This window comes from Pseudomonas sp. FG29, from assembly GCF_057809355.1.
Map to the genome: position 1 here is coordinate 24,665 of NZ_JBMDJU010000023.1, position 21,792 is coordinate 46,456.

The 21,792-nt window shown below is 65.1% G+C and carries 21 protein-coding genes; 7 read left to right on the plus strand and 14 right to left on the minus strand.

Annotation, left to right across the window (positions count from 1 at the left end; all coding sequences use genetic code 11):
• Nucleotides 1-32: 32 nt before the first annotated feature.
• Both ACODS1_RS19660 and ACODS1_RS19665 read left to right on the plus strand, forming a co-directional pair.
• Entirely contained in the window at nucleotides 33-1,637 is a 1,605-nt protein-coding gene (locus ACODS1_RS19660; protein ID WP_489086985.1) for a response regulator, read from the plus strand.
• Nucleotides 1,634-2,314, plus strand: coding sequence for a sensor histidine kinase (locus tag ACODS1_RS19665; protein WP_489086986.1), 681 nt, complete (start codon nucleotides 1,634-1,636; stop codon nucleotides 2,312-2,314). Before ACODS1_RS19660 ends, ACODS1_RS19665 begins: the two co-directional genes overlap by 4 nt.
• Nucleotides 2,315-2,353: 39 nt before the next feature.
• Here ACODS1_RS19665 and ACODS1_RS19670 read toward each other — a convergent pair whose 3' ends face one another.
• A complete protein-coding gene (locus tag ACODS1_RS19670) occupies nucleotides 2,354-2,761 on the minus strand; it encodes an SMI1/KNR4 family protein (protein ID WP_024310159.1) in 408 nt (135 codons plus the stop codon).
• A 106-nt stretch (nucleotides 2,762-2,867) separates the two neighbouring features.
• Here ACODS1_RS19670 and ACODS1_RS19675 point away from each other — a divergent pair, with 106 nt between their 5' ends.
• Nucleotides 2,868-3,326, plus strand: coding sequence for a GNAT family N-acetyltransferase (locus ACODS1_RS19675; RefSeq protein ID WP_489086987.1), 459 nt, complete (start codon nucleotides 2,868-2,870; stop codon nucleotides 3,324-3,326).
• Between the two features lie 802 nt (nucleotides 3,327-4,128).
• Here ACODS1_RS19675 and ACODS1_RS19680 read toward each other — a convergent pair.
• The 5 genes from ACODS1_RS19680 to uvrD form a co-directional block, all read right to left on the minus strand.
• Nucleotides 4,129-4,983: a Tim44 domain-containing protein gene (locus ACODS1_RS19680; protein WP_489086988.1), complete on the minus strand. Its 855-nt coding sequence runs from the start codon at nucleotides 4,981-4,983 to the stop codon at nucleotides 4,129-4,131.
• 141 nt (nucleotides 4,984-5,124) lie between these two features.
• Nucleotides 5,125-6,207: a TRAP transporter substrate-binding protein gene (locus ACODS1_RS19685; RefSeq protein ID WP_322981944.1), complete on the minus strand. Its 1,083-nt coding sequence runs from the start codon at nucleotides 6,205-6,207 to the stop codon at nucleotides 5,125-5,127.
• A 51-nt stretch (nucleotides 6,208-6,258) separates the two neighbouring features.
• Nucleotides 6,259-7,353, minus strand: coding sequence for a TRAP transporter substrate-binding protein (locus ACODS1_RS19690; RefSeq protein ID WP_322981943.1), 1,095 nt, complete (start codon nucleotides 7,351-7,353; stop codon nucleotides 6,259-6,261).
• A gap of 25 nt (nucleotides 7,354-7,378) precedes the next feature.
• The gene (locus ACODS1_RS19695) at nucleotides 7,379-7,816 is read right to left on the minus strand and encodes a hypothetical protein (protein WP_489086989.1); all 438 of its coding nucleotides are present in this window, start codon (nucleotides 7,814-7,816) and stop codon (nucleotides 7,379-7,381) included.
• A gap of 24 nt (nucleotides 7,817-7,840) precedes the next feature.
• Nucleotides 7,841-10,027, minus strand: a complete 2,187-nt coding sequence (gene uvrD / locus ACODS1_RS19700; protein ID WP_489086990.1) for a DNA helicase II — start codon at nucleotides 10,025-10,027, stop codon at nucleotides 7,841-7,843.
• A 272-nt stretch (nucleotides 10,028-10,299) separates the two neighbouring features.
• Between uvrD and ACODS1_RS19705 the strand changes: the two genes are divergently transcribed.
• Complete coding sequence (locus ACODS1_RS19705; RefSeq protein WP_322981940.1) at nucleotides 10,300-13,182, plus strand: putative bifunctional diguanylate cyclase/phosphodiesterase; 2,883 nt, start codon at nucleotides 10,300-10,302, stop codon at nucleotides 13,180-13,182.
• Nucleotides 13,183-13,302: 120 nt separating this feature from the next.
• Nucleotides 13,303-13,962 carry a hypothetical protein gene (locus ACODS1_RS19710; protein WP_489086991.1) on the plus strand — a complete coding sequence of 220 codons (660 nt, stop codon included), beginning with the start codon at nucleotides 13,303-13,305 and terminating at the stop codon, nucleotides 13,960-13,962.
• Nucleotides 13,963-13,966: 4 nt separating this feature from the next.
• On the opposite strand, the gene ACODS1_RS19715 is transcribed toward ACODS1_RS19710, so the two are convergent.
• A complete protein-coding gene (locus ACODS1_RS19715; protein ID WP_489086992.1) occupies nucleotides 13,967-14,392 on the minus strand; it encodes a VOC family protein in 426 nt (141 codons plus the stop codon).
• A gap of 143 nt (nucleotides 14,393-14,535) precedes the next feature.
• On the opposite strand from ACODS1_RS19715, the gene ACODS1_RS19720 reads away from it, so the two are divergent.
• The gene (locus ACODS1_RS19720; RefSeq protein ID WP_489086993.1) at nucleotides 14,536-15,405 is read left to right on the plus strand and encodes a LysR family transcriptional regulator; all 870 of its coding nucleotides are present in this window, start codon (nucleotides 14,536-14,538) and stop codon (nucleotides 15,403-15,405) included.
• A 60-nt stretch (nucleotides 15,406-15,465) separates the two neighbouring features.
• Here the strand turns inward: ACODS1_RS19720 and ACODS1_RS19725 are convergent, their stop codons facing one another.
• The 7 genes from ACODS1_RS19725 to zur all read right to left on the minus strand — a co-directional run bounded on the left by ACODS1_RS19725 (nucleotide 15,466) and on the right by zur (nucleotide 20,671).
• Complete coding sequence (locus ACODS1_RS19725; protein WP_489086994.1) at nucleotides 15,466-16,236, minus strand: MetQ/NlpA family ABC transporter substrate-binding protein; 771 nt, start codon at nucleotides 16,234-16,236, stop codon at nucleotides 15,466-15,468.
• Nucleotides 16,237-16,291: 55 nt separating this feature from the next.
• Nucleotides 16,292-16,960 (minus strand): methionine ABC transporter permease, encoded by a 669-nt coding sequence (locus tag ACODS1_RS19730; protein WP_322981935.1) that lies wholly within the window; start codon nucleotides 16,958-16,960, stop codon nucleotides 16,292-16,294.
• Nucleotides 16,960-17,967 (minus strand): methionine ABC transporter ATP-binding protein, encoded by a 1,008-nt coding sequence (locus ACODS1_RS19735; RefSeq protein ID WP_489086995.1) that lies wholly within the window; start codon nucleotides 17,965-17,967, stop codon nucleotides 16,960-16,962. Before ACODS1_RS19735 ends, ACODS1_RS19730 begins: the two co-directional genes overlap by 1 nt.
• 164 nt (nucleotides 17,968-18,131) lie before the next feature.
• A complete protein-coding gene (locus tag ACODS1_RS19740) occupies nucleotides 18,132-18,503 on the minus strand; it encodes a hypothetical protein (RefSeq protein WP_489086996.1) in 372 nt (123 codons plus the stop codon).
• A gap of 109 nt (nucleotides 18,504-18,612) precedes the next feature.
• Nucleotides 18,613-19,401: a zinc ABC transporter permease subunit ZnuB gene (gene znuB / locus ACODS1_RS19745; protein ID WP_489086997.1), complete on the minus strand. Its 789-nt coding sequence runs from the start codon at nucleotides 19,399-19,401 to the stop codon at nucleotides 18,613-18,615.
• The gene (gene znuC / locus ACODS1_RS19750) at nucleotides 19,401-20,189 is read right to left on the minus strand and encodes a zinc ABC transporter ATP-binding protein ZnuC (RefSeq protein WP_322981931.1); all 789 of its coding nucleotides are present in this window, start codon (nucleotides 20,187-20,189) and stop codon (nucleotides 19,401-19,403) included. The genes znuB and znuC overlap by 1 nt, the downstream gene beginning before the upstream one ends.
• Nucleotides 20,186-20,671, minus strand: coding sequence for a zinc uptake transcriptional repressor Zur (gene zur, locus ACODS1_RS19755; protein WP_322981930.1), 486 nt, complete (start codon nucleotides 20,669-20,671; stop codon nucleotides 20,186-20,188). Before zur ends, znuC begins: the two co-directional genes overlap by 4 nt.
• A 66-nt stretch (nucleotides 20,672-20,737) precedes the next feature.
• Here zur and znuA point away from each other — a divergent pair, with 66 nt between their 5' ends.
• The gene (znuA, locus tag ACODS1_RS19760; RefSeq protein WP_489086998.1) at nucleotides 20,738-21,670 is read left to right on the plus strand and encodes a zinc ABC transporter substrate-binding protein ZnuA; all 933 of its coding nucleotides are present in this window, start codon (nucleotides 20,738-20,740) and stop codon (nucleotides 21,668-21,670) included.
• Nucleotides 21,671-21,792: the final 122 nt, after the last annotated feature.

Below are 21,792 nucleotides of genomic sequence, written 5' to 3' on the forward strand. Positions count from 1 at the left end.
AATCCGCGGCCAGCTAACTAAGGGATGGCTTCATGTCGGATTACAGCGCCAAGCGGTTTCTGATCGTCGACGACTTTTCCGACTTCCGCAATTCGGTCAAGGCGATGCTGCGCGAGATGGGCGTCCGGGACGTGGACATGGCCGACCGTGGCGAACAGGCCATCGCCATGTGCCGGCACAAGCGCTACGACATCATCCTCCACGACTACAACCTGGGGGCCGGCAAGAACGGCCTACAGACGCTGGAAGAGTTGCATGCGGCGCGGCTGATCAGCAATCAATGCATCTTCGTCATGGTCACCGCCGAGAGCAGCCAGGCCATGGTGCTGAGCCTGCTCGAGCACGAGCCGGATGCCTACCTGACCAAACCGTTCAACCAGGCCAGCCTGGTGCAGCGCCTGGACAAGCTGGTGGAGCGCAAGACCCTGCTCAAGCCTGTGCTGCAGGCGCTCGACAAACGTAACCCGGCCGAGGTGCTCAATGCCTGCGAGGCGCTGTCCAAGCAGGACAGGCGCCTGCAGCCGTTGTGCCTGAAGTACAAGGCCGGTGCCTTGCGCGATCTGGGGCGTCATCAGGAACTCGAGCAATTGCTGCAGGCGGTGCTGGCCGACCGCGCCATGCCCTGGGCTTACCAGGCGCTGGGTGCTCTGCTGCACGAGCGTGGCGATCTGCCGCGCGCCAAGGAAATCTTCGAACAGGGCCTCAAGGCATTTCCTATGCAACCCGGTCTGTACGATGGCTTGTCCGCCGTGCTGGAACAGCAGGGTGAGGCCAAGCGAGCGCAGCAGGTGCTCGAGGATGCCGTGCGCATCTCGCCGCTGGCCATGCGCCGGCAGATGCAACTGGGCAAGCTGGCGATGCACAACGAAGACTTCGAGAGTGCCACCAAGGCCTATCGCAGCGCGGTGGAGCAGGGCAAGAATTCGCGCCTGAAGAGTCCGGAAAACTACCTGGCGCTGAGCCAGGCGTTGATGGCCAGCTCGGGCGAGGAAACCTTGGGCAAGCGGGCGCAACTGGAGATCACCCAGGTGCTGAGCGAACTGGGCCAGCAATATGCGGCGGACAAGGCCGTCCAGGTACGCCGTCGCCTGATGCAGGCGAGCAGCCTGCAGAAAGCTGGCGAGCCGGCGCGCGCTGCGCAGATAGCCGCAGACGCGGCGGCCGAGCTGCAGACCCTCGGCGAGTTCCTGCCGGCGGACGTGGCCCTGACCCTGGTCGGGCAACTCCAGCAACTGGGCCAGAAAGAAGCCGGTACCCAATTGCTCAAGGATTGCCTGGAGGTCTACGGTGACGACGTCAAGATCCTCGAATCGATCAGCCTGCTGACCGACGACCCGAGCGTTTTCGCCGCCAGCAAGGAGGCGACTGACCTCAACCGCCGCGGCGTGCAGGCCTACAAGCAGGGCCAGGTCGGCGAGGCGCTGGCGCTGTTCCGCCGCGCGCTGGGCTTGCAACCGAAGAACATCAGCATCGCCCTCAACACCGCCCAGTCGCTGTTGCGCGTGGGCATCGCGCAACCCTCGTCCGAGTGGCGCGAGGAAGCGCGTAACTGTCTCGACGGTGTGCGCATGATCGCCCCCAGCGATGCACGCCATGCGCGCTACCAGCAATTGCGCAGCAGGGTATTCGACACATGAGCGGGCTCGACCTCAGCACCATCATCGCCTCCACCGTGCATGACATGAAGAACTCCCTGGCGCAGTTGGGCCAGGCGCACGCGCGCTGGCTCGCGCAACTGCCGGACGAGCTGCAGCACACCCCCGAACGCGGCGTGATCGAGTACGAAACAGCCCGCCTGAACGGCATGCTGGTGCAGTTGCTTGGCCTTTACAAACTGGAGGTCAATCAGCTGCCACTGTACCCGGCCCATCACGAGCTGGACGACTTCATCCAGGCGCAGCTGGCACGTCACCACGACGTGCTCGACAGCCGTGGCATCCAGGCGCGCGGTGAGGTCAGCGAATTCGATCTGATGGGCTTCTTCGACCAGGAGCTGCTGGGCTCGGTGTTGGGCAACGTGATCGCCAATGCCATCCGCTATGCGCGCAGCGCGCTGCTGATCAGTGCCAGCGAACAGGACGGCGAGTTGCTGCTGTACGTCAACGACGATGGTGCCGGTTATCCACAGGCCATGCTCGAGCGCCAGGGCGACTACATCCTCGGCCTCAGCCAGAGCAGCGGCAGCACCGGCCTGGGCCTGTATTTCGCCGCACGCATCGCCCAATTGCACCAGCGCGATGGCCGGCGTGGGCGCGTCGAACTGAGCAACGGCGGCCCGCTCGGCGGTGGCGAGTTTCGCATCTATCTGCCCTGAGGCCTGGCAACGTCACACCGCCAGGCCTCAGATGCGCGCTCAGCTTTCCAGCCAGACGTCGCGGCACCAGTGCCAGACCGAGTCCCAGCTCTCGTCGGTCAGCTCGCCTTCGTCGCCATCCCACAGCCAGACCTGGCCTTCCACGTCCACCGCGTAGTAGTCGCGGCCGTCCTGGCACAGCGGCACCAGATCGCGCGGCAGGCCGAGATCCCAGGCCACCGAAGCGACTTCCGGCAGGTAGGTGTGCGAGTGCGGATCGCTGGCGGTCACTGGCTCCAGGCGGCCATAGACCACATCGCTGACCTTGAGCAGGAACTCGCGCAGTTCGAAGGGTAGGTGAATGAGGATTTGCTCCTGGATTTCCACCAGGGTTTCCTCGTCCGGCAGCTCCAACGGCACGGGTACCGGTTCGTTGAGTTCGCGTAGCTGTTCGATCACTTCTTCCACGGCATCGGCTCCTCGTCAGGTGGGATCGGCTTTATACAGTAGCTGGCCGCTGCAATGAAAACCTCTTGGCGTCACGGCATACTGGGTTCTTTTGCGGAGCGCTCTCATGTCGCCTCTTGCCTGGCACTGCCTGCATCACACTGAACTCGATAAGGCCACGCTCTACGAGCTGCTGGCGCTGCGCACCCAGGTGTTCGTGGTCGAGCAGCGATGCCCTTATCTGGAAACCGATGGCCAGGATCTGCTCGGCGATACCTGCCACCTGCTGGTGCGCCAGGACGACGCGCTGGTCGGCTATCTGCGCCTGCTCGATCCGCAGCGCATGGGCGGTGAGGTGGTGATTGGCCGTGTGGTGATCGCCGAGGCTGCGCGTGGCTCGGGCTTGGGCCATCGGCTGATGGAGCGGGCGCTGGTCGAGTGTCATCAGCGTTGGCCGGGTGTGCCGGTGTATCTGTCGGCGCAGGCGCACCTGCAGGGGTATTACGGGCGGTATGGGTTTCAGGCGGTGACCGAGGTGTATCTGGAGGATGACATCCCGCATATCGGCATGCGCCGGGCGGTGTAGTGGAGCGGATTTATCCGCGATGGGAGCGGGGTATGGTGTTTCGTCTTGCGAAGGGGTGATACCGGGCTGGCAAGTTTGTGTGTTTGGCGTTCCGGACGCCGCTTCGGTGTATTCAGATATTCCGGGTTTCGCCCCCTCGGGCGACTCACTTTTCTTTGAAATGCGCAAAGAAAAGTAAGCAAAAGAAAGCGCACCCCATCATCCGGCCCCGGCTGCGCCGGAGTTCGTTCGCTCCATCGTTGCTCCGAGGGTCGGCGTACATGGGCCATCCCTGGCCCATTACGCCTCTCGCGCAACGATTGCGCTCACCCTCCTGAAGGGGCCATACGCGCGCCTGAGACTATGGGTTTGATCCAAGTGCCATGGCGGTCGCTGTTGCTCTTGCCAGAGCACTCACAGCTACACCTGAGTTACCGGAGGTTCAGGCGCGTGCAGAGCCCGCCCAGGAGGGCGAACGGAATCGTCGTGGAAGAGGTTGAGCGGCATGGATGCCGCGAAAGTCGCGATGGGCCAGGGATGGCCCACCGCGGCGGGCCTCTGGAGCGGCGATGGAGTGAGCGAACCCTGGCGCAGCCAGGGCCGGATGATCGGGCGGACGGTTTTGGTTACTTTTGCCAAGACAAAAGTCACTCGCCCGGGAGGGCGAAACCAAAACCTTCAGCAGAAACGAGGCAATTCGGAACGGACGCCAAAATAACTAATACAAACTTGCCAGCCCGGTATCAAACCCGACTCCCATCACCTCGCAACCACCATAAAAAACCCCGGGAAGTCCCGGGGTTCTGGATGACGCGGTACGCGATCAGTTCTGACGGATGCCCGCCACCAGCCAGGGCTGGTTTTCACCCTGGGCGCGCTCCAGGCGCCAGCTTTCGCTGAACGGCTCGCCCTGGTCGAAGCGCGAGGTCTTCGATACGCCGCTGAAGGTCAGGGTAGCAATGGTCTTCTCGGCATTGTCATCAACGCCATCGAGCTGCACGTTGAGGTCGTCGATGTAGGTGGACTGGAAGCCGTCACCCATTTCGGCGCGCTCGCGCTTGAGGAATTCCAGCAACTGCGGGGTGACGAACTCGGCGATCTTGTCCATCTCGTTCGCGTCCCAGTGCTGCTGCAGGTTCATGAAGTGCTCACGGCCAGCGGCCAGGAAGCTCTGCTCGTTGAACCAGGCCGGGGCGTTGATCACCGGCGCAGCGGAGGCCAGGCGACCGCCGAAGATGTTGCTGCCAGCGGCCGGCGCGTTGTCGGCGGTTGGCATTTCACGCTGGTACGGTGCACCGGCAGCGGCCATTTGCGGCTGCTGACGAGCACGACGAGCAGCCAGGAAGCGGAAGAGCAGGAAGGCGATCAGGCCGAAGATCAGCATGTCCATGATCTGCAGGCCCTCGAAGCCGTCACCCATGAACATCGAGGCAAGCAGACCACCAGCGGCCAGGCCGGCCAGCGGGCCGAGCCAGCGCGAGGCGCCGCCGGCAGCCGCAGGTTGGCGACCAGCGGCCGGTGCGGCTGCAGCCGGTTGCGCCGGCGGGGTGGCCTGGCGAGTCTGGTGGCTGGGGGCGGAGCCGAAGGATTTGCCGCCGCCAAAGCGCTTGGCGTGAGCCTCGAAGCTGAAGGTCAGCGCCAGGCAAACGACCATGGCGATACTGAGAAAACGCTGCATCAGGGACTTCTCTCTTATGGGGAACGCTGCGCGGCATCTTGCCCGCCGTACCTGGCCTTGGCCAGGCGCAGAGTGTTTCGGGCTTTTGCTCGGCGCTTTTTGAGGGAGTGGCCTGCCTGGCGGGCAGGCCAAGGATATGGCTCAGCGCCAGTTGTAGAGTTCTTTCTCCGACAGCGCCTGCATCGAGGTGGCCAGCGCCTGGAAGGCCTTCATCGAGGCCCAGATGCGGCCATTGAGGTCGCTCTGCGCGGCCAGCTCGCCCAGTACCTGGTCGGTCTCGTGTTGCATGGCCTGCAGTACCGGATCGGGGAAGCGCTTGAGCAGGGTGCCGCTCTGTTTCAGCTCCTCCAGCGCCTTGGCGTTGTTGAAGACGTAGTCGTCCATCATGTCCAGGGTCGAGGCGCGCGCGGCTTCGGTGACGATGGCTTGCAGATCGGCCGGCAGGGCGTCGAAGGCCTTCTGGTTGATCAGCAATTCCAGCACCGACTGCGGCTCTTGCCAGCCGGGGTAGTAGTAGTACTTGGCGGCTTTTTGCAGGCCGAAGGCCAGGTCATTGTAGGGGCTGACCCAGTCGGTGGCGTCGATGGCGCCTGTCTGCAGCGCGGTGAAGATTTCGCCGCCCGGTAGCACCACGGTGGTGGCGCCGAGGCGGCTCCAGACTTCGCCGCCGATACCCGGCATGCGGATCTTCAGGCCCTTGATGTCATCCAGGCTGTTGATTTCCTTGTTGAACCAGCCGCCCATCTGCATGGTGCTGTTACCGGCGGTCAGCGGCTTGAGGCCGAAGGGCGCATAGGCTTCGTCCCACAGCGCCTGGCCACCGCCATGGCTGAGCCAGGCGTTCATCTCCAGGGTGGAGAGGCCGAACGGCACGGCACCGAAGAACTGCGCGGCCGGCACCTTGCCCTTCCAGTAGTACGGCGTGCCATGGCCCAGCTCGGCGGTGCCGCGCGAAACGGCGTCGAACACTTCCAGCGCTGGCACCAGCTCACCGGCGGCGTAGACCTTGACGGTTAGACGCCCGGCGCTCATGGCGTTGATGCGCTCAGCCAGGCGCTCGGCAGCAGTGCCGGTGCCCGGGGCGTTCTTCGGCCAGGTGGTGACCATCTTCCAGTGGAAGGTCTGCGCGGGCGCGGCGGCCTGGTTGGCAGGGGCGGAGTCGTCCTTGCAGCCGATCAGGCCGAGGGCTAGCAGGGGCAGGAGCAACAGAGAGCGAAGGCGCATGGGCAGGATCTCTAAGAAAAACGGGGCCTGTTTCGGCCCCGTTCGGTTGGCTCAACGCCAGTTGTACAGCTCTTTCTCGGTCAGCGACTGCATGGCGCTGGCTTGTTCGAGGAAGGCTTTCTGCGAGGCCCAGATGCGACCATTGAGGTCGTTCTCGGCGGCCAGGCCGTTGAGCACGACTTCGGATTCCTTGCGCATGGCCTGCAGCACGTCATCCGGCAGGCGCTTGAGCTGCACGCCCTCTTTCTTCAGAGTGTCCAGCGCCTTGGCGTTGTTGAACACGTAGTCGTCCATCATGTCCAGGGTCGCGGCGCGCGCGGCTTCGACGACGATGGCCTGCAGGTCGGCTGGCAGGGCGTCGAAGGCCTTCTGGTTGACCATCGACTCGACCACCGCCTGCGGCTCCTGCCAGCCCGGGTAGTAGTAGAACTTGGCCGCCTTGTGCAGGCCGAAGGCCAGGTCGTTGTAAGGGCCGACCCAGTCGGTGGCGTCGATGGCGCCGGTCTGCAGCGAGGTGAAGATCTCGCCGCCAGGCAGGTTGACGGTGATCGCGCCGAGCTTGCTCCAGACTTCGCCGCCGAGGCCCGGCATGCGGATCTTCAGGCCCTTGATGTCGTCCAGGCTGTTGATTTCCTTGTTGAACCAGCCGGCCATCTGCATGGTGGTGTTGCCAGCGGACAGCGGTTTGACGCCGTACGGTGCGTAGGTTTCTTCCCACAGCGCCTGGCCGCCGCCGTGGCTGAGCCAGGCGTTCATTTCCAGGGTGGAGAGGCCGAACGGCACGCTGCTGAAGAACTGCGCGGCCGGCACCTTGCCCTTCCAGTAGTAGGGGGTGCCGTGACCCATTTCGGCGGTGCCGCGCGAAACGGCGTCGAACACTTCCAGGGCGGGAACCAGCTCACCGGCGGCGTAGACCTTGACGGTCAGGCGCCCGGCGCTCATGGCATTGATACGCTCGGCCAGGCGCTCGGCAGCGGTGCCCAGGCCGGGGAAGTTCTTCGGCCAGGAGGTGACCATCTTCCAGTGGATGGTTTCTGCCGGCTTGGCAGCGGCTTGTTCGCTGCCGGCCTTGTCATCCTTGCAGCCAACCAGGCCGACGGCGGCGATCAGTGCCAGGGCGGCGCCGAACAGATTGCGGCGTTTCATGTGAGCTCCTTGTGAATGGGAACGATCAGGGGGTAGGAAGCGTTATCTGATCGAGAACGGATTTATCGTTACTGACGGACATGCTGGAGAAGTACCACTGTCCCTTGAACTTGCGCAGGCGCACACTCATCAGCAGCAGATTGCCGGCGTTATTTTCGAGCAGATAACGTCGACGTTGAAACAGATCTCCAGTCGTTTGATTGGCGATCAGATGTGCCTCGTACAGGCCGTCACTTAACCAGTTGTGCAATATTTCATTGACCGGTGCGCTCTTGAAATCTTGTGCGCCCGGTTCTACGTGAGGTTTCAGAATTTTCGTCAGGCAATCGTTTGCCACTTTCTGTTTCACACAGCTGATATAGCTGGCCTCGAAAGCCTGCAGATCGCTTATGGGCTCACCTGCCCAACTGGTTTGGGCCAGCAGAGCCAGACCCAGTGCAGCCAGCATCTTGCTCATGTTCATTGCGGTCATCCTTGGTTGTGCGGATCAAATGGCTTCCAGCTTGGCGTACGCCAGCATCAGCCATTTACTGCCTTCGTTTTCAAAATTCACCTGCACCCGTGCCTGCGCACCGGCCCCCTCGAAGTTGAGGATGGTGCCTTCGCCAAACAGGCTGTGCTGTACGCGCTGGCCGAGGCTGAAGGGCGTCTGCGGCACGGCGCTGCCGGCGAACAGGTTGCTGCCACCCATGGAGCTGGTATTCACCGGGCGGCTGACGCTGTTGGAGAGGCGCACTTCCTGAATCAGTGGCGCAGGGATTTCACGGACGAAGCGCGACACCTTGTTGTAGGTCTCGCTACCGTAGAGACGCCGGGTTTCGGCGTAGCTGATCACCAGCTTCTGCATGGCACGGGTAATGCCGACATAGGCCAGGCGGCGTTCTTCTTCCAGGCGGCCCGGTTCTTCCAGGCTCATTTTGTGCGGGAACAGACCCTCTTCCATGCCCACCAGGAACACCAGCGGGAATTCCAGGCCCTTGGCGCTGTGCAGGGTCATCAGTTGGATGCTGTCCTCGTTCTCGGCGGCCTGGGTGTCCCCGGCCTCCAGCGAGGCGTGGGTGAGGAAGGCCTGCAGCGGGCTGAGCTCGTCGTCTTCGTCGTTCTCGAAGGTGCGCGCGGCGCTGACCAGTTCCTCGAGGTTTTCCACCCGGGCCTGGCCTTTCTCGCCCTTTTCCGCCTCGTGATAGGCGAGCAAGCCGCTCTTTTCGATGACCACCTGGGTCATCTGGTGCAGCGGCATGGCCAGCACCTGCTCGGCCAGGGTCTCGATCAGTTCGATAAAGCCCGCCAGCGCGCCGGACGCGCGGCCTGGCAGCACCTTGTTGGCGAGCATCAGGCGAATCGCTTCCCACATGTGCACGTCATGCGCGCGGGCGTATTCGCGGATGGTTTCGATGCTCTTCTCGCCGATACCGCGCGCCGGCACGTTGATGATGCGCTCCAGCGCCGCGTCGTTGCCGCGCCCGTCGAGCAGGCGCAGGTAGGCCATCGCGTTCTTGATCTCGGCGCGTTCGAAGAAGCGCTGGCCGCCGTAGATGCGGTAGGGGATCTTCTCGCGCAGCAGCGCCTCTTCCAGCACCCGCGACTGGGCGTTGGAGCGGTAGAGAATGGCGATTTCGCTGCGCTTGAGGCCGTCCTTGCGCAGGGCGTCCTCGATGCTCTCGACCACGTAGCGCGCTTCGTCGTGTTCGTTGAAGGCGGCGTACAGGCTCAGCGGCTCGCCGTCGCCGACATCGGTGCGCAGCTCCTTGCCGAGGCGCCCGCTGTTGTTGGCGATCAGCGCGTTGGCGGCGTTGAGGATATTGGCCGTGGAGCGGTAGTTCTGCTCCAGGCGGATGATCTCGGCGTCGGCGAAGTCCTGGTCGAACTGCTGGATGTTCTCGATCTTCGCCCCGCGCCAGCCGTAGATCGACTGGTCGTCGTCACCGACCACCATCAGGCTCTCGCCGCCCTGGGCGAGCATGCGCAGCCAGGCGTACTGTACGGCGTTGGTGTCCTGGAATTCGTCGACCAGGATGTGGCGGAAGCGCTTCTGATAGTGCTGCAGGATGCCGCCGGGGTTGTTGCGCCACAGGTCGAGGGCGCGCAGCAGCAGCTCGGCGAAGTCGATCACCCCGGTGCGCGCGCAGGCCGCTTCGTAGGCCTCATAGATGCCGCGCATGGTGGCCAGGAACAGGTCGCCGCTGGCCTGGATGCCTTGCGGGCGAATGCCTTCGTCCTTCTGCCCGTTGATGAACCACTGCGCCTGCTTGGCCGGCCAGCGCTGTTCGTCCAGGCCGAGGTCGCGGATCACCCGCTTGATCAGGCGCTGCTGATCGTCGGAGTCGAGAATCTGGAAGTTCTCCACCAGCCCGGCTTCCTGCCAGTGCGCGCGCAGCAGGCGGTGGGCCAGGCCGTGGAAGGTGCCGACCCACATACCGGCCGGGCTGTGCCCGAGCATGTCCTCGATGCGGTGGCGCATCTCGGCGGCGGCCTTGTTGGTGAAGGTCACCGACAGGATGCTGTGTGGCGACACGTCCAGGCGCTGGATCAGGAAGGCGATGCGGTGCACCAGCACGCGGGTCTTGCCCGAGCCGGCACCGGCCAGCACCAACTGATGCCCAGGCGGGGTGGTCACCGCATGGTGTTGGGCCGGATTGAGGGTTGTGAGCTTGTCGTCGAGGTCATTTTGCATCGCGGCATTCTAGGGGGCCGGGCAGGGGAGGGCAAACCGCCTGGCTGCAAAGAAACCGCCTCGGCGCAAGCGCTCATGGCTGGCCGAAGGCGATCATCTGGCCGTCCGTCGGATGCCAGGCGCAGAACACCATCGAAAGTTAGGGGCCAGCGTAAGAAATTGCCTTCATCTTGGTTGGGCGCAGCGTCTGTCTCGGGTATTCTCCGGCGACGTCAGGGGTCGGCCGGTGAAGCCTGCTCCGCCCCTAGGCAACCATTACAAGAACATCGCCTATGACCGCCACCACTAGCGCTGTACTCCATGAGGTGACGCTGGATCCGCAGCTGGTCGAACGTCAGTTCGCCACGGACATCGCCGTTGAGCGCACCCGTCTGCTCTATCAAGGCTCGCGCCTGCCCACGCTGCTGATGCTGCTGGTCGGCTTGGCCTGCACCTTGCTGATGTGGAGCCAGCAGGAGGCTCCCTTGCTGGCAGCCTGGCTGGGCTGGATGGTGCTGCTCGTGCTGCTGCGCCTGACCCAGGTGAATGCCTTCCACGATGCCCTGCCGAGCCGCCAGGCCGAGCCCTACTGGCATCGCATCTTCCTCTTCGGCGCCGGCGCCTCCGGGCTGACCCTGGCCTTCGCGGTCATAGAGTTGGTGCCAGCGGACGTGTTCTACCAGCAGGCGCTGGTCTACGGCATGATCGCCGCCGCCATTCTCAGCGCCAGTGTCGCCTACGCCGTCAGCCTGTCGGCTTTCCTGTCCTTCGCCTTGCCCTGTCTGGTGCCCTCGGCCGTCTACCTGCTGCTCAGCGAAAACAGCATGCAGCGAGGCTGGGGTTTGCTCGGGGTCATCCTCTTCCTGGCCCTGCTGATCGTCGCCTGGCAGGTCAACCGTCTGGTGCAGCGCAGCCTGTTGCAGCGTTTCCAGAACCAGGCCCTGATCGCCAACCTGGAGCAGGCCAAGCGCCAGGCCGAGGGACTCAATGGCGAGTTGGCGCGCGAGGTGGAGCAGCGTCGCCGCGCCGAGCGCGAACTGCGCCGAGCCCATGGCGAGCTGGAAATGCGCGTGGCCGAGCGCACGCTGGAGCTGGACGAGACCACCCACGCCCTGGGCAAGAGCCAGGCGCGCCTGGCCCTGGCGCTGGAGGCCAGCGAGCTGGCGTTGTGGGATTGGGATCTGCAGAGCGATCAGGTGCACCACTCGCACCTGCGCGAGCTGTTCGGGATCGAGCCCGAGCAGGTGCGCGAGATGCTGCGCGACCTCACCCCGCGCCTGCACCCCGATGATCGGCCGGCACTGCGCCGGGCACTGGTCGAGCATATGAAGGGGCGCAGCGAGGACTATCACGTCGAGTACCGCGTGCGCCATGCCGACGGCCATTGGGTGTGGATCGAAGACCGTGGCCGCGCGGTCGAGCGCGACGCCAGCGGGCGCGTGCTGCGCATGCTCGGCACGCGGCGCAATGTCAGCGCACGGCGTCAGCAGGAAGAGCAGCAGCGCCTGGCGGCCATGGTCTTCGAGGCGGCCAGCGAAGGCATCTGCATCCTTGACCCGGATTACCGCCTGCTGGCGGTCAACCGCGCCTTCAGCGCCGTGACCGGCTATGGCCGCGACGAGGTGCTGGGGCGCCGTGTTACCAGCCTGATCGGCAGCCGCGAAATGCGCTTGCAATACCAGTCGATCCGCCAGGAGCTGGACAGCACCGGCAGTTGGCAGGGCGAACTGATCGAGACGCGCAAGAGCGGCGAGCTCTATCCGCAATGGCTGCAGCTCAACCAGGTGCGCGACGCTGCCGGCCGGCCCAGCCATATCGTCGGCTTCTTCGCCGACCTCACCGCGCGGCGCGAGGCCGAGGAGCGCCTGCGCTACCTCTCGCACTACGACGACCTGACCGGCCTGGCCAACCGCAGCCTGTTCCGTGAGCGCCTGCACGAGGCCTGCCAGCGCGCGCGGCAGACGGGGCGCAGCATCGCCCTGATGCACATCGACCTGGATCGCTTCAAGTTGCTCAACGACAGCCTCGGCCATGAGGTGGCCGACCAGGTGCTGCGGCAGATGAGCCGGCGCCTGACCCAGACCGTACCGGAAGCCGACTGCATCGCGCGGCTGTCCGGCGACGAATTCGCCATCATCCTCGATGCCTACGGCAGCCTCTCCAGCCTGGCGCGGGTGGCCAGCCGGCTGCTGGCCAAGCTGCGTGTGCCGATGACCGTGGCCGGCGACGAGATGGTCATCAGCGCTTCGCTGGGCATCAGCCTGCTGCCCGATTATGCGCGCGAGATCGGCGCGCTGGTCAGCCAGGCCAACATGGCCGTGCAGCACGCCAAGCACCTGGGCGGTAACACCTTCCAGTTCTTCACCGAGAATCTGCAGGCCTGCACCCTGGAGCGCCTGCAACTGGAGAATCGCCTGCGCAAGGCGATCAATGAAGGCCAGCTGGATGTGTTCTACCAGCCCAAGCTGAACCTGCGTGACGACAGCCTCAGCGCCGCCGAGGCGCTGGTGCGCTGGCGCCATCCCGAGCTGGGCATGATCGCGCCCGGCGAGTTCATCGGTCTGGCCGAGGAAACCGGGCTGATCCTGCCCATCGGCGAGTTCGTCCTGCGCCAGGCCTGCCGTCAGGCGCGGCAATGGCAACTGCAGGGGCTGGCCGACATCCGCGTCTCGGTCAATCTGTCGGTGCACCAGTTACGCCAGGGCAACCTGGTCAGCCTGGTGCGCCAGGTGCTGGACGAAACCGGCCTGGCGCCACGCTGCCTGGAGCTGGAGCTGACCGAAAGCCAGATGCTCGACAACGTCGACAGCGTCATCGCCACCTTCCAGCAACTGCGCGATCTGGGCGTGAAGCTGGCGATCGACGACTTCGGTACCGGCTACAGCTCGCTCAGCTACCTCAAGCGCTTCCCGGTGGACTACGTGAAGATTGACCAGACCTTCATCCGCGATCTGTCCCCCGGTGGCGAAGATGCCGCGATCACCCGCGCCATCATCGCCATGGCGCACAGCCTGGAGCTCAAGGTGGTGGCCGAGGGGGTCGAGACTCAGGCGCAGATGGACTACCTCAAGAGCCAGCACTGCGACGAGATCCAGGGGTATCTGATCAGCCGGCCGCTGGCCGCCGAAGACTTCGCCGACATGCTACGCGCGCAGCTCGACGACGAGTTGCGCTGAGCGGCGTTTCCTCTCTACCCAGCCGGTAGCGGCCAGGCGCCGCAGACCGGCGCAAAGATGGCTGCCCCCTGCGGCGTGACGGGTGATGCTGGGGCTCTGGTCGTGAACAGGAGTGTGCCGATGGCCCAAGACCCGTCTCTCAATCTGGCCCAGCGCCTGCTGCTGGCCTCGCAGGGCATCACCCCGCTGGCGGTGAAGAGCGCGCTGGTGCAGCGTCTAGGCCCCGAGCAGGCGGCGCGCCTGGCGCCTCACTTGCCTCCCGAGCAATTACGCGAACTGATCCTGGCGCTGCCGGTGGCCTTCGTCGCCCGCACCGTTACCCGGCTCGATCCGCAGCGGGTGCTGCAGACCTACCTGAGCCTGCCGGACGAGTTGCACCTGGCGGTGGCACGCCAACTGTGCGCCGACGGCGCCTTCGCCACCGCTGCGCGCTATGCTGAGTGCCTGTCGCCGCGGCAGGTGAAGGTGCTGATCTACGGCATCAACGATGTCGACCATGTGCTGCAGATCGCCCGGCATATCCTCGACGTCGGGTTGATCGTGCAGAGCCTGCGAACGTTTTCCACCGCCTACCTGTGCCGGCTGACCGGGGCGGCGCTGGCCGACGACAACCTGGTACTCTGCGTGCTGGTGCTTGGCGGCCTGCCGCTGGCGCGCCAGGCCGATGTTTGCACGGCATTGCCGGAGCCGGCGCGGGCCCATGTGCTGCCCGCACTGCTGGCAGGCAATGCAGCACTGCGCGAACGCTTGCCCGAGTCGCTGACCGAAGCGCTTGTCTGAGCGGTTACTTGGCGAACAACTGGCCGATATCCTTGAACGCCTTGAACTCCAGGGCATTGCCGCAGGGGTCGAGAAGGAACAGGGTGGCCTGTTCGCCGACCTGGCCCTTGAAGCGCACGTAGGGTTCGATGACGAACTTCGTTTCACGGCTGCGCAGGCGCTCGGCCAGCGCCTCCCAATCGTCCCAGGCGAGCACCACGCCGAAATGCGGCACCGGCACGTCATGGCCGTCCACCGGATTGCTCACGGCCGCTTCCTGATAGGCCATCTTCGGCGCCTCGTGGATCACCAACTGGTGGCCGAAGAAATCGAAATCCACCCAATGCTCGCTGCTGCGGCCTTCGGCGCAGCCGAACACCTCGCCATAGAAATGCCGCGCGGCAGCCAGGTCGTACACGGGAATCGCCAGGTGAAAGGGAGCAAGGGCCATCACGGATTACCTCTGGTTGTTATGGGTAGGGCGGGTGCAACCCGCCACGGCTATTCATTGCATCAGCCTACCAACAGAGAAATTGCTGAAAAGCGAATATCCTTGCTCGCAAGCTCAAACAATTTTGATTGATCGAGGTGCTGATGCTGCGCGAGCTGAAAACCTTCGTCACCGTTGCCCGCCTGGGCACCTTCGCTGCTGCGGGTCAGCAGATCGGCCTGACTCAATCCGCCGTCAGCGCGCAGATGCGCGTGCTCGAGCAGCATCTCGGTGTGCGTCTGTTCGACCGCAGTGGCCGCGCCGCCGTGCTCAACGCGGCCGGTCGCCACGCCCTGCCGCTGGCCGAGCAGATGCTCGCGCTCTATGCACAGATGGCGCTGCCACAGGCTGCCGATCAGTGGCAGGGCGAATTGCGCGTCGGTGCCATCGCCACCCTGCAGACCGGTTTGCTCGCCGAGGCGCTGCCGCGCTTTCGCCAACTGGCGCCGCAGGTGGAGTTGAAGCTGGTGCCAGGCGTGTCGCTGCAGCTGTTCAGTCAGCTGGATGCCGGCGAACTGGATCTGGCGCTGCTGATCAAGCCGCCGTTCCCGCTGCCCAAGGAAGTGCTGGAGGTGCCGCTGGCGAGCGAGCCCTTCGTGCTGATCGCGCCGCAGGCTGTCGAAGGCGACGACCCGCTGCGCCTGCTGGTCGAGCAACCCTTCGTGCGCTATGACCGCGCTTCGTTCGGCGGGCGCCAGGTCAGTCGCTTCTTGCGTGAACAACGCCTGAACGTACGCGAGGCGCTGGAGCTGGACGAGCTGGAAGCCATCGTGCGCCTGGTGGAGAACGGCATGGGCGTCGCCCTGGTGCCACGCGCCGGTCTCTGGCTGCAAAGGCCGACCCGGCTGCGGGTGATCGAGTTGGGCGAGCTGACCTTCCACCGCGAACTGGTCGCCCTGGTGCGCCGGGCGCAGCGTCAGCCGGCGCTGGATTGCTTGTTGCAGTGCCTGAGCTCAGATGCTGGTGGCCAATAAAAATGCCGCGCAGCTTTGCAGCGGCGCGGCATCGGGTACCGCGAGTGCGATCAGCGGCGATCAGAACGCCGGGACGACGGCGCCCTTGTACTTCTCTTCGATGAACTGCTTGACCTCGGCGCTGTGCAGGGCCTTGACCAGCTTCTGCACGGCCTCGCTGTCCTTGTTGTCGGCGCGGGTCACCAGGATGTTCACGTACGGCGAGTCGCTGCCTTCGATGGCCAGGGCGTCCTTGGTTGGGTTCAGCTTGGCTTCCAGGGCGTAGTTGGTGTTGATCAGGGCGAGGTCGACCTGGCTCAGCACGCGCGGCAGGGTGGCCGCTTCCAGTTCACGCACCTTGATGCCTTTCGGGTTCTCGACGATGTCCTTCGGCGTGGCGAGGATGCCGGCTTCCGGCTTGAGTTTGATCACACCGGCTTTCTGCAGCAGCAGCAAGGCGCGGCCGCCGTTGGTGGCGTCGTTGGGGATGGCGACGATGGCGCCTTGCGGCAGCTCGCTCAGGTTCTTGATCTTGCTGGAGTAGGCGCCGAAGGGCTCGACGTGCACGCCGGCAACGCTGACGAGGTTGGTCTTGCGGCTGGCGTTGAACTCGTCCAGGTACGGCTGGTGCTGGAAGAAGTTGGCGTCCAGGTTGCCTTGCTGCACCTGCAGGTTGGGCTGCACGTAGTCGGTGAACACGCGCACCTTCAGCTCCACGCCTTCTTTGGCCAGGGCCGGTTTGACGAACTCGAGGATCTCCGCGTGCGGCACCGGAGTGGCAGCGACGTTGAGGGTTTCGGCCTGGGCCGAGAAGGCGGCGAAGGCCGCCAGGGCAGTCAGCAGTTTCTTCATTTCAAGGTTCCTTTTGGGAAGGTTATTGCGGGTCTCGCGGGTAGCGAGTCGCCGCTTATTTGCGGGAAAAGTGTATGACCAGGCGATCACCGGCCATCTGCAGCACCTGCACCAGGATCAGCAGCAGCACCACGGTCACGGCCATAACGTCCGGCTGGTAGCGCTGGTAGCCGTAGCGCACGGCCAGGTCGCCCAGGCCGCCACCGCCAACGAGGCCGCTCATGGCGGTGTAGCCAACCAGGGTGATCGCAGTGACGGTAGTGGCCGCGAGCAGGCCCGGCAGCGCCTCGGGCAGCAAGGCGCGGGTGATGATCTGCCAGGTCGTGGCGCCCATCGCCTGGGTTGCCTCGATGATGCCGCGCTCCACTTCGCGCAGCGCGGTTTCCACCAGGCGCGCAAAGAACGGCGTGGCACCGACCACCAGCGGCGGGATGGCGCCCGCGACGCCGAGCGAGGTGCCGACCAGCACTTCGGTGACCGGTAGCATCAGGATCAGCAGGATGACGAAGGGCACCGAGCGCACGACATTCACCACCAGCGACAGCACGCCATACAGCACCGATTGCTCGAACATCTGGCGCGGGCCGGTGAGGAACAGCAGCACGCCGAGCGGCAGGCCGAGCAGCACGGTGAATAGCATTGAGCCGAGCAGCATGTTCAGGGTGTCGAGGCTGGCCTGCCAGATTTCCGGCCAGAACACGTTGGGCAGCAGTTGTTCGAGCATCAGCGCAGTACCTCCAGATGCACGTCGGCGGCTGCGAAGCGCGCCAGCGCGGCGTCGACGTCACCGCCGGTCAGGGCCAGGGTGAGCTGGCCGTAGGGGGTGTCCTTGATGCGGTCGATACGCCCGGCGAGGATGCTGTAATCCACGCCGGTCTCACGTGCCACGGTGCCCAGCAGCGGTGCGTAGGTGGCTTCGCCCTGGAAAGTCAGGCGCAGAATGCGGCCTTCGACATGGGCGAAGTCGTCATGCTGTTCGGCCTCGTCGACGTGCTCGGACTCCTGCACGAAGCGCTTCGTGGTCGGGTGCTGTGGGTGCAGGAACACCTCGGCCACCGGGCCTTCTTCGACGATGACACCGGCATCCATCACCGCCACGCGGTCGCAGACGCGGCGGATCACGTCCATCTCGTGGGTGATCAGCACGATGGTCAGGCCTAGCTCGCGGTTGATCTCGGCCAGCAGGTGCAGCACGGCGGTGGTGGTCTGCGGGTCGAGGGCGCTGGTGGCCTCGTCGCACAGCAGAATCTTCGGCCGCGTGCTCAGCGCGCGGGCGATGCCGACGCGCTGTTTCTGCCCGCCGGAAAGCTGCGCCGGGTATTTGTTGGCGTGATCCTGCAGACCGACGCGCGCCAGTAACTCGGCAACGCGTGCGTCGATCTCGGCGCGGCTCAGCTCGCCGGCCAGGCGCAGCGGCATGGCGATGTTGTCGGCGACGGTTTTCGACGACAGCAGGTTGAAGTGCTGGAAGATCATCCCGACCTGCTGGCGGAAGCGGCGCAGGCCGTTGGCATCGAGGGCGGTGACATCGACGCCGTCGATCTCGATGCGCCCGCCGGAGGGCTCTTCCAGGCGGTTGATCAGGCGCAGCAGGGTGCTCTTGCCGGCGCCGGAGTGGCCGATGATGCCGAACACCTGGCCGCTGCCGATCTGCAGCGTGGTGGGCTGCAGTGCCGGAATCTCGCGGCCTGCGACGCGGTAGGCCTTGTGGACGGATTGAAACTGGATCACGCGAACGACCTTTTGGGTGTGTTCAGGGCCGAGTTCTGCGGTTGGCAAAGCGGCCTGTTGGCGCCGGATGGGCGCAAAAGGCCGCTAGTCTACCCGGCACTGTTTAGGCCGAGAAAATCTTTGTTGGCCTATGGTTATTTCAAAATGGCATTAGAAGGCCAGGCTCATTGCCGGGCCTGCTCCAGCGTCTGGCGCACATCGCTGCCCAGCGCGGGGGCATCCGGCAGCAGGCTGCGGGCCTGCCCGATGGCCTTGGCGGCGGCATCCAGATCGCCGCGCTGCAAGGCTTCGCGGCCCTGCAGCATGTAGGCATCGGCCAGTTGCCGGCGGTACTGCTGCAGGCGCTCGTCCTGGGCCGCGCGCGGCTCGAGTGCGGCGAGCTGATCACGGGCAACGTCCAGCTGCTCCTGCGCGATGCTCTGTTCGATCCGTTGGAATGCCGGGCTCAGGGCATCGGCGCTAGGTTGAGCACTCTGGCAGGCGCTCAGCAACAGCACCAGGCCAAGCGCGAGGCCGCGAAAAACGAACGACTGCATACGTTTACGTCTCGTGTTGTGCAAAAAATGCGCAATCATACCCGGTTGCCGGCGTGATTTCATGCCGCTCGGCGGTGTGGGCTGTTGTACAACCCACGCGCGTGAAGCGTCAGGCGTTGCGCCGGGGCAGGGCGAAGCTGGCGAGGAACAGGCCGGCGGCGCTGACCACGATGGACGGCCCGGCCGGGGTGTCCTGGTACCAGGACAGCGCCAGGCCGCAGCACACCGCCACCAAGCCAAGCAGGCTGGCGCCCACGGCCATCTGCTCCGGCGTGCGTGCGTGGCGCTGGGCGGCAGCGGCGGGGATGATCAGCAGCGAGGTGATCAGCAGCACGCCGACGATCTTCATCGCCACGGCGATCACCACGGCGATCAGCAGCATCAGCGCCAGGCGAATCGCCGCGACCGGCAGGCCTTCGACTCGCGCCAGCTCCTCGTGCACGGTGATCGCCAGCAGCGGCCGCCACAGCCAGGCCAGCAGCGCCAGCACCAACGCGCTGCCGCCGATGATCCAGGCCAGATCGGTGGTGCTGACCGCGAGCAGATCGCCGAACAGGTAGCTCATCAGGTCGATGCGCACGTCATGCATGAAGCTCAAAGCCACCAGGCCCAGTGACAACGTGCTGTGGGCGAGGATGCCGAGCAAGGTGTCGGAAGCCAGCGGCTGGCGCTGCTGCAGGGTGACCAGCAGCACGGCGAGCAGCACGCAGCCGACGGTCACCGTGAGGGTTGGGCTGACGTCGAGCATCAGCCCCAGCGCCACGCCGAGCAGGGCGGCGTGGGACAGGGTATCGCCGAAATAGGCCATGCGCCGCCAGACCACGAAGGAGCCGAGCGGGCCGGCTACCAGGGCCAGCGCCAGGCCGGCGAGCAAAGCGTTGAGGAGAAAGTCAGGCATCAGTGTTTACAGTTCGGGCCGTGGACGTGGGCCGGGCCATGAATGGTCAGGCCGGGCTTGACCACGCCGCCATGCAGGTCGTGATCGTGGTCGTGATGGTGGTGGTAGACAGCCAGGCTCTTGGCGTCCTGGCCGAACAGTTCGATGAAGGCTGGATCGCCGCTGACCTGTTCCGGGTGGCCGGAACAGCAGACATGACGGTTGAGGCAGACCACCTGATCGGTGGCGCTCATGACCAGGTGCAGGTCGTGCGAAACCATCAGCACGCCGCAGCCGTGACGTTCGCGCAGCCGTGAGATCAGCCGGTACAGCTCGGCCTGGCCGGCGACATCGACACCCTGCACCGGCTCGTCGAGCACCAGCAGTTGCGGCTCGCGCAGCAGGGCCCGGGCCAGCAGTACGCGCTGCATCTCGCCACCGGAAATGCTCTGCAGCGGGCTGTCGATCACTTGCTCGGCGCCGACTTCGGCCAGTGCTGCCAGCGCGCGCTTGCGATCCACCCCCGGCACCAGGCGCAAGAAGCGCAGCACCGACAGCGGCAGGGTGGCGTCGACATGCAGTTTCTGCGGCATATAGCCGATGCGCAGGCGCGGCGTGCGGCGCACATTGCCACGCTCAGGTTGCAGCAGGCCGAGCACCACGCGCACCAGCGTGGTCTTGCCGGCGCCATTGGGGCCGATCAGGGTGACGATCTCGCCAGGGCGTACGCTCAGTTCCACGTCGTCGAGCACCGTCTGGCCATTGAAGCTGACCGCAATGCCGTCGAGCCGGATCAATGCCTCGCTCATGCCTTGCCCTTGCAGCCTGCGCAGAGGCCAACCACTTCCACGGTCTGGCTTTCCACGGCGAAACCGACGCCGGCGGCACCGTCGACGATGGCCTGGCTGATAGCGGGTTGCTCCAGTTCGGTTGCCGCATGGCACGCCCGGCAGATCAGGAACTGGCCCTGGTGCGAATGCTCCGGGTGGCTGCAGCCGACGAAGGCGTTGAGCGAAGCGATGCGGTGCACCAGGCCGTTTTCCAGGAGGAAATCCAACGCGCGATAGACCGTAGGTGGCGCAGCGCGGCGGCCGTCTTCATCGCTCAATACGCCGAGGATGTCGTAGGCACCGAGCGGCTTGTGGCTGGCCCATACCAGCTCCAGCACACGCTTGCGCAGAGCGGTCAGGCGCAGCCCTTGGCGCGCGCAGATGGCTTCGGCTTCGGCCAGCGCATGGCTGACGCAGCGGGAGTGATCGTGGGGGCGTGCAGCCAGGGGAGTGTCGGTCATGGGCAAGGACGGCGCTGGTAAGAGACGTTATTATGTTACCCGTTCAATCCCGCTTGAGTATGCCCCGTGTCGCGTCTTTTCTGTCTTATCGCCCTGTTTTTCGTCGCCAGCACCCAGGCCGAGGTGCGCGTTCTGACCAGTATCAAGCCGCTGCAACTGATCGCCGCAGCGGTGCAGGACGGCGTCGGCGAGCCTGAAGTGCTGCTGCCGCCTGGCGCCTCGCCACACCATTACGCGCTGCGCCCATCCGACGTACGGCGGGTGCGTGATGCTGACCTGCTGTACTGGATCGGCCCGGACATGGAGGCCTTCCTGCCGCGCGTGCTGGGCGGGCGCGACAAACCGCAGGTGGCGGTGCAGGATCTGCCCGGCATGAACCTGCGCCGTTTTGGTGAGGGCCAGGACGAGCACGACCACGACGAGCACGCTCATGAGCACGCCAATACCGACGGGGAACACGACCACGATCATCGCCCCGGCAGCCTGGATGCCCACCTCTGGCTGCTGCCGGCCAATGCACGGGTGATCGCTGCCCGCATGGCCGCCGATCTGAGCCAGCTGGATGCGCCCAACGCACAGCGCTACGCCGCCAACCTGCAGGCGTTCGAGCGGCGCCTGGATGCGCTCGACACGCGCATTCGCCCGCAAATGACGGCCCTGCACGGCAAGCCCTACTTCGTCTTCCACGAGGCCTTCGACTACTTCGAGGCTACCTATGGCCTCAAGCATGCTGGCGTCTTCAGTGTGCTCACCGAAGTGCAGCCCGGCGCCCAGCATGTCGCCGCCATGCGTGAGCGCCTGCAACAGACTGGCCCAAGCTGCGTATTCAGCGAACCGCCGCTGCGCCCACGCCTGGCTGAAACCCTGACCGCCGGCCTGCCGGTCAAACTGGCCGAACTCGACGCCCTGGGCGGCACCTTGCCGGTCGACGCCAGCGGCTACGAACATCTGCTGCAGAACCTGGCCAACGGCCTGAGCGAGTGCCTGAATAGCCTGTAGGGCACGCGTTGGAGAAGCCAGCGGCAGACCCTGTGTAGGAGCGAATTCATTCGCGATTGACGCGGCCCCGGATTGCATCCAGAGCATGGGCTGGCCAGGCTTTTGTGGGAGGGGCTTCAGCC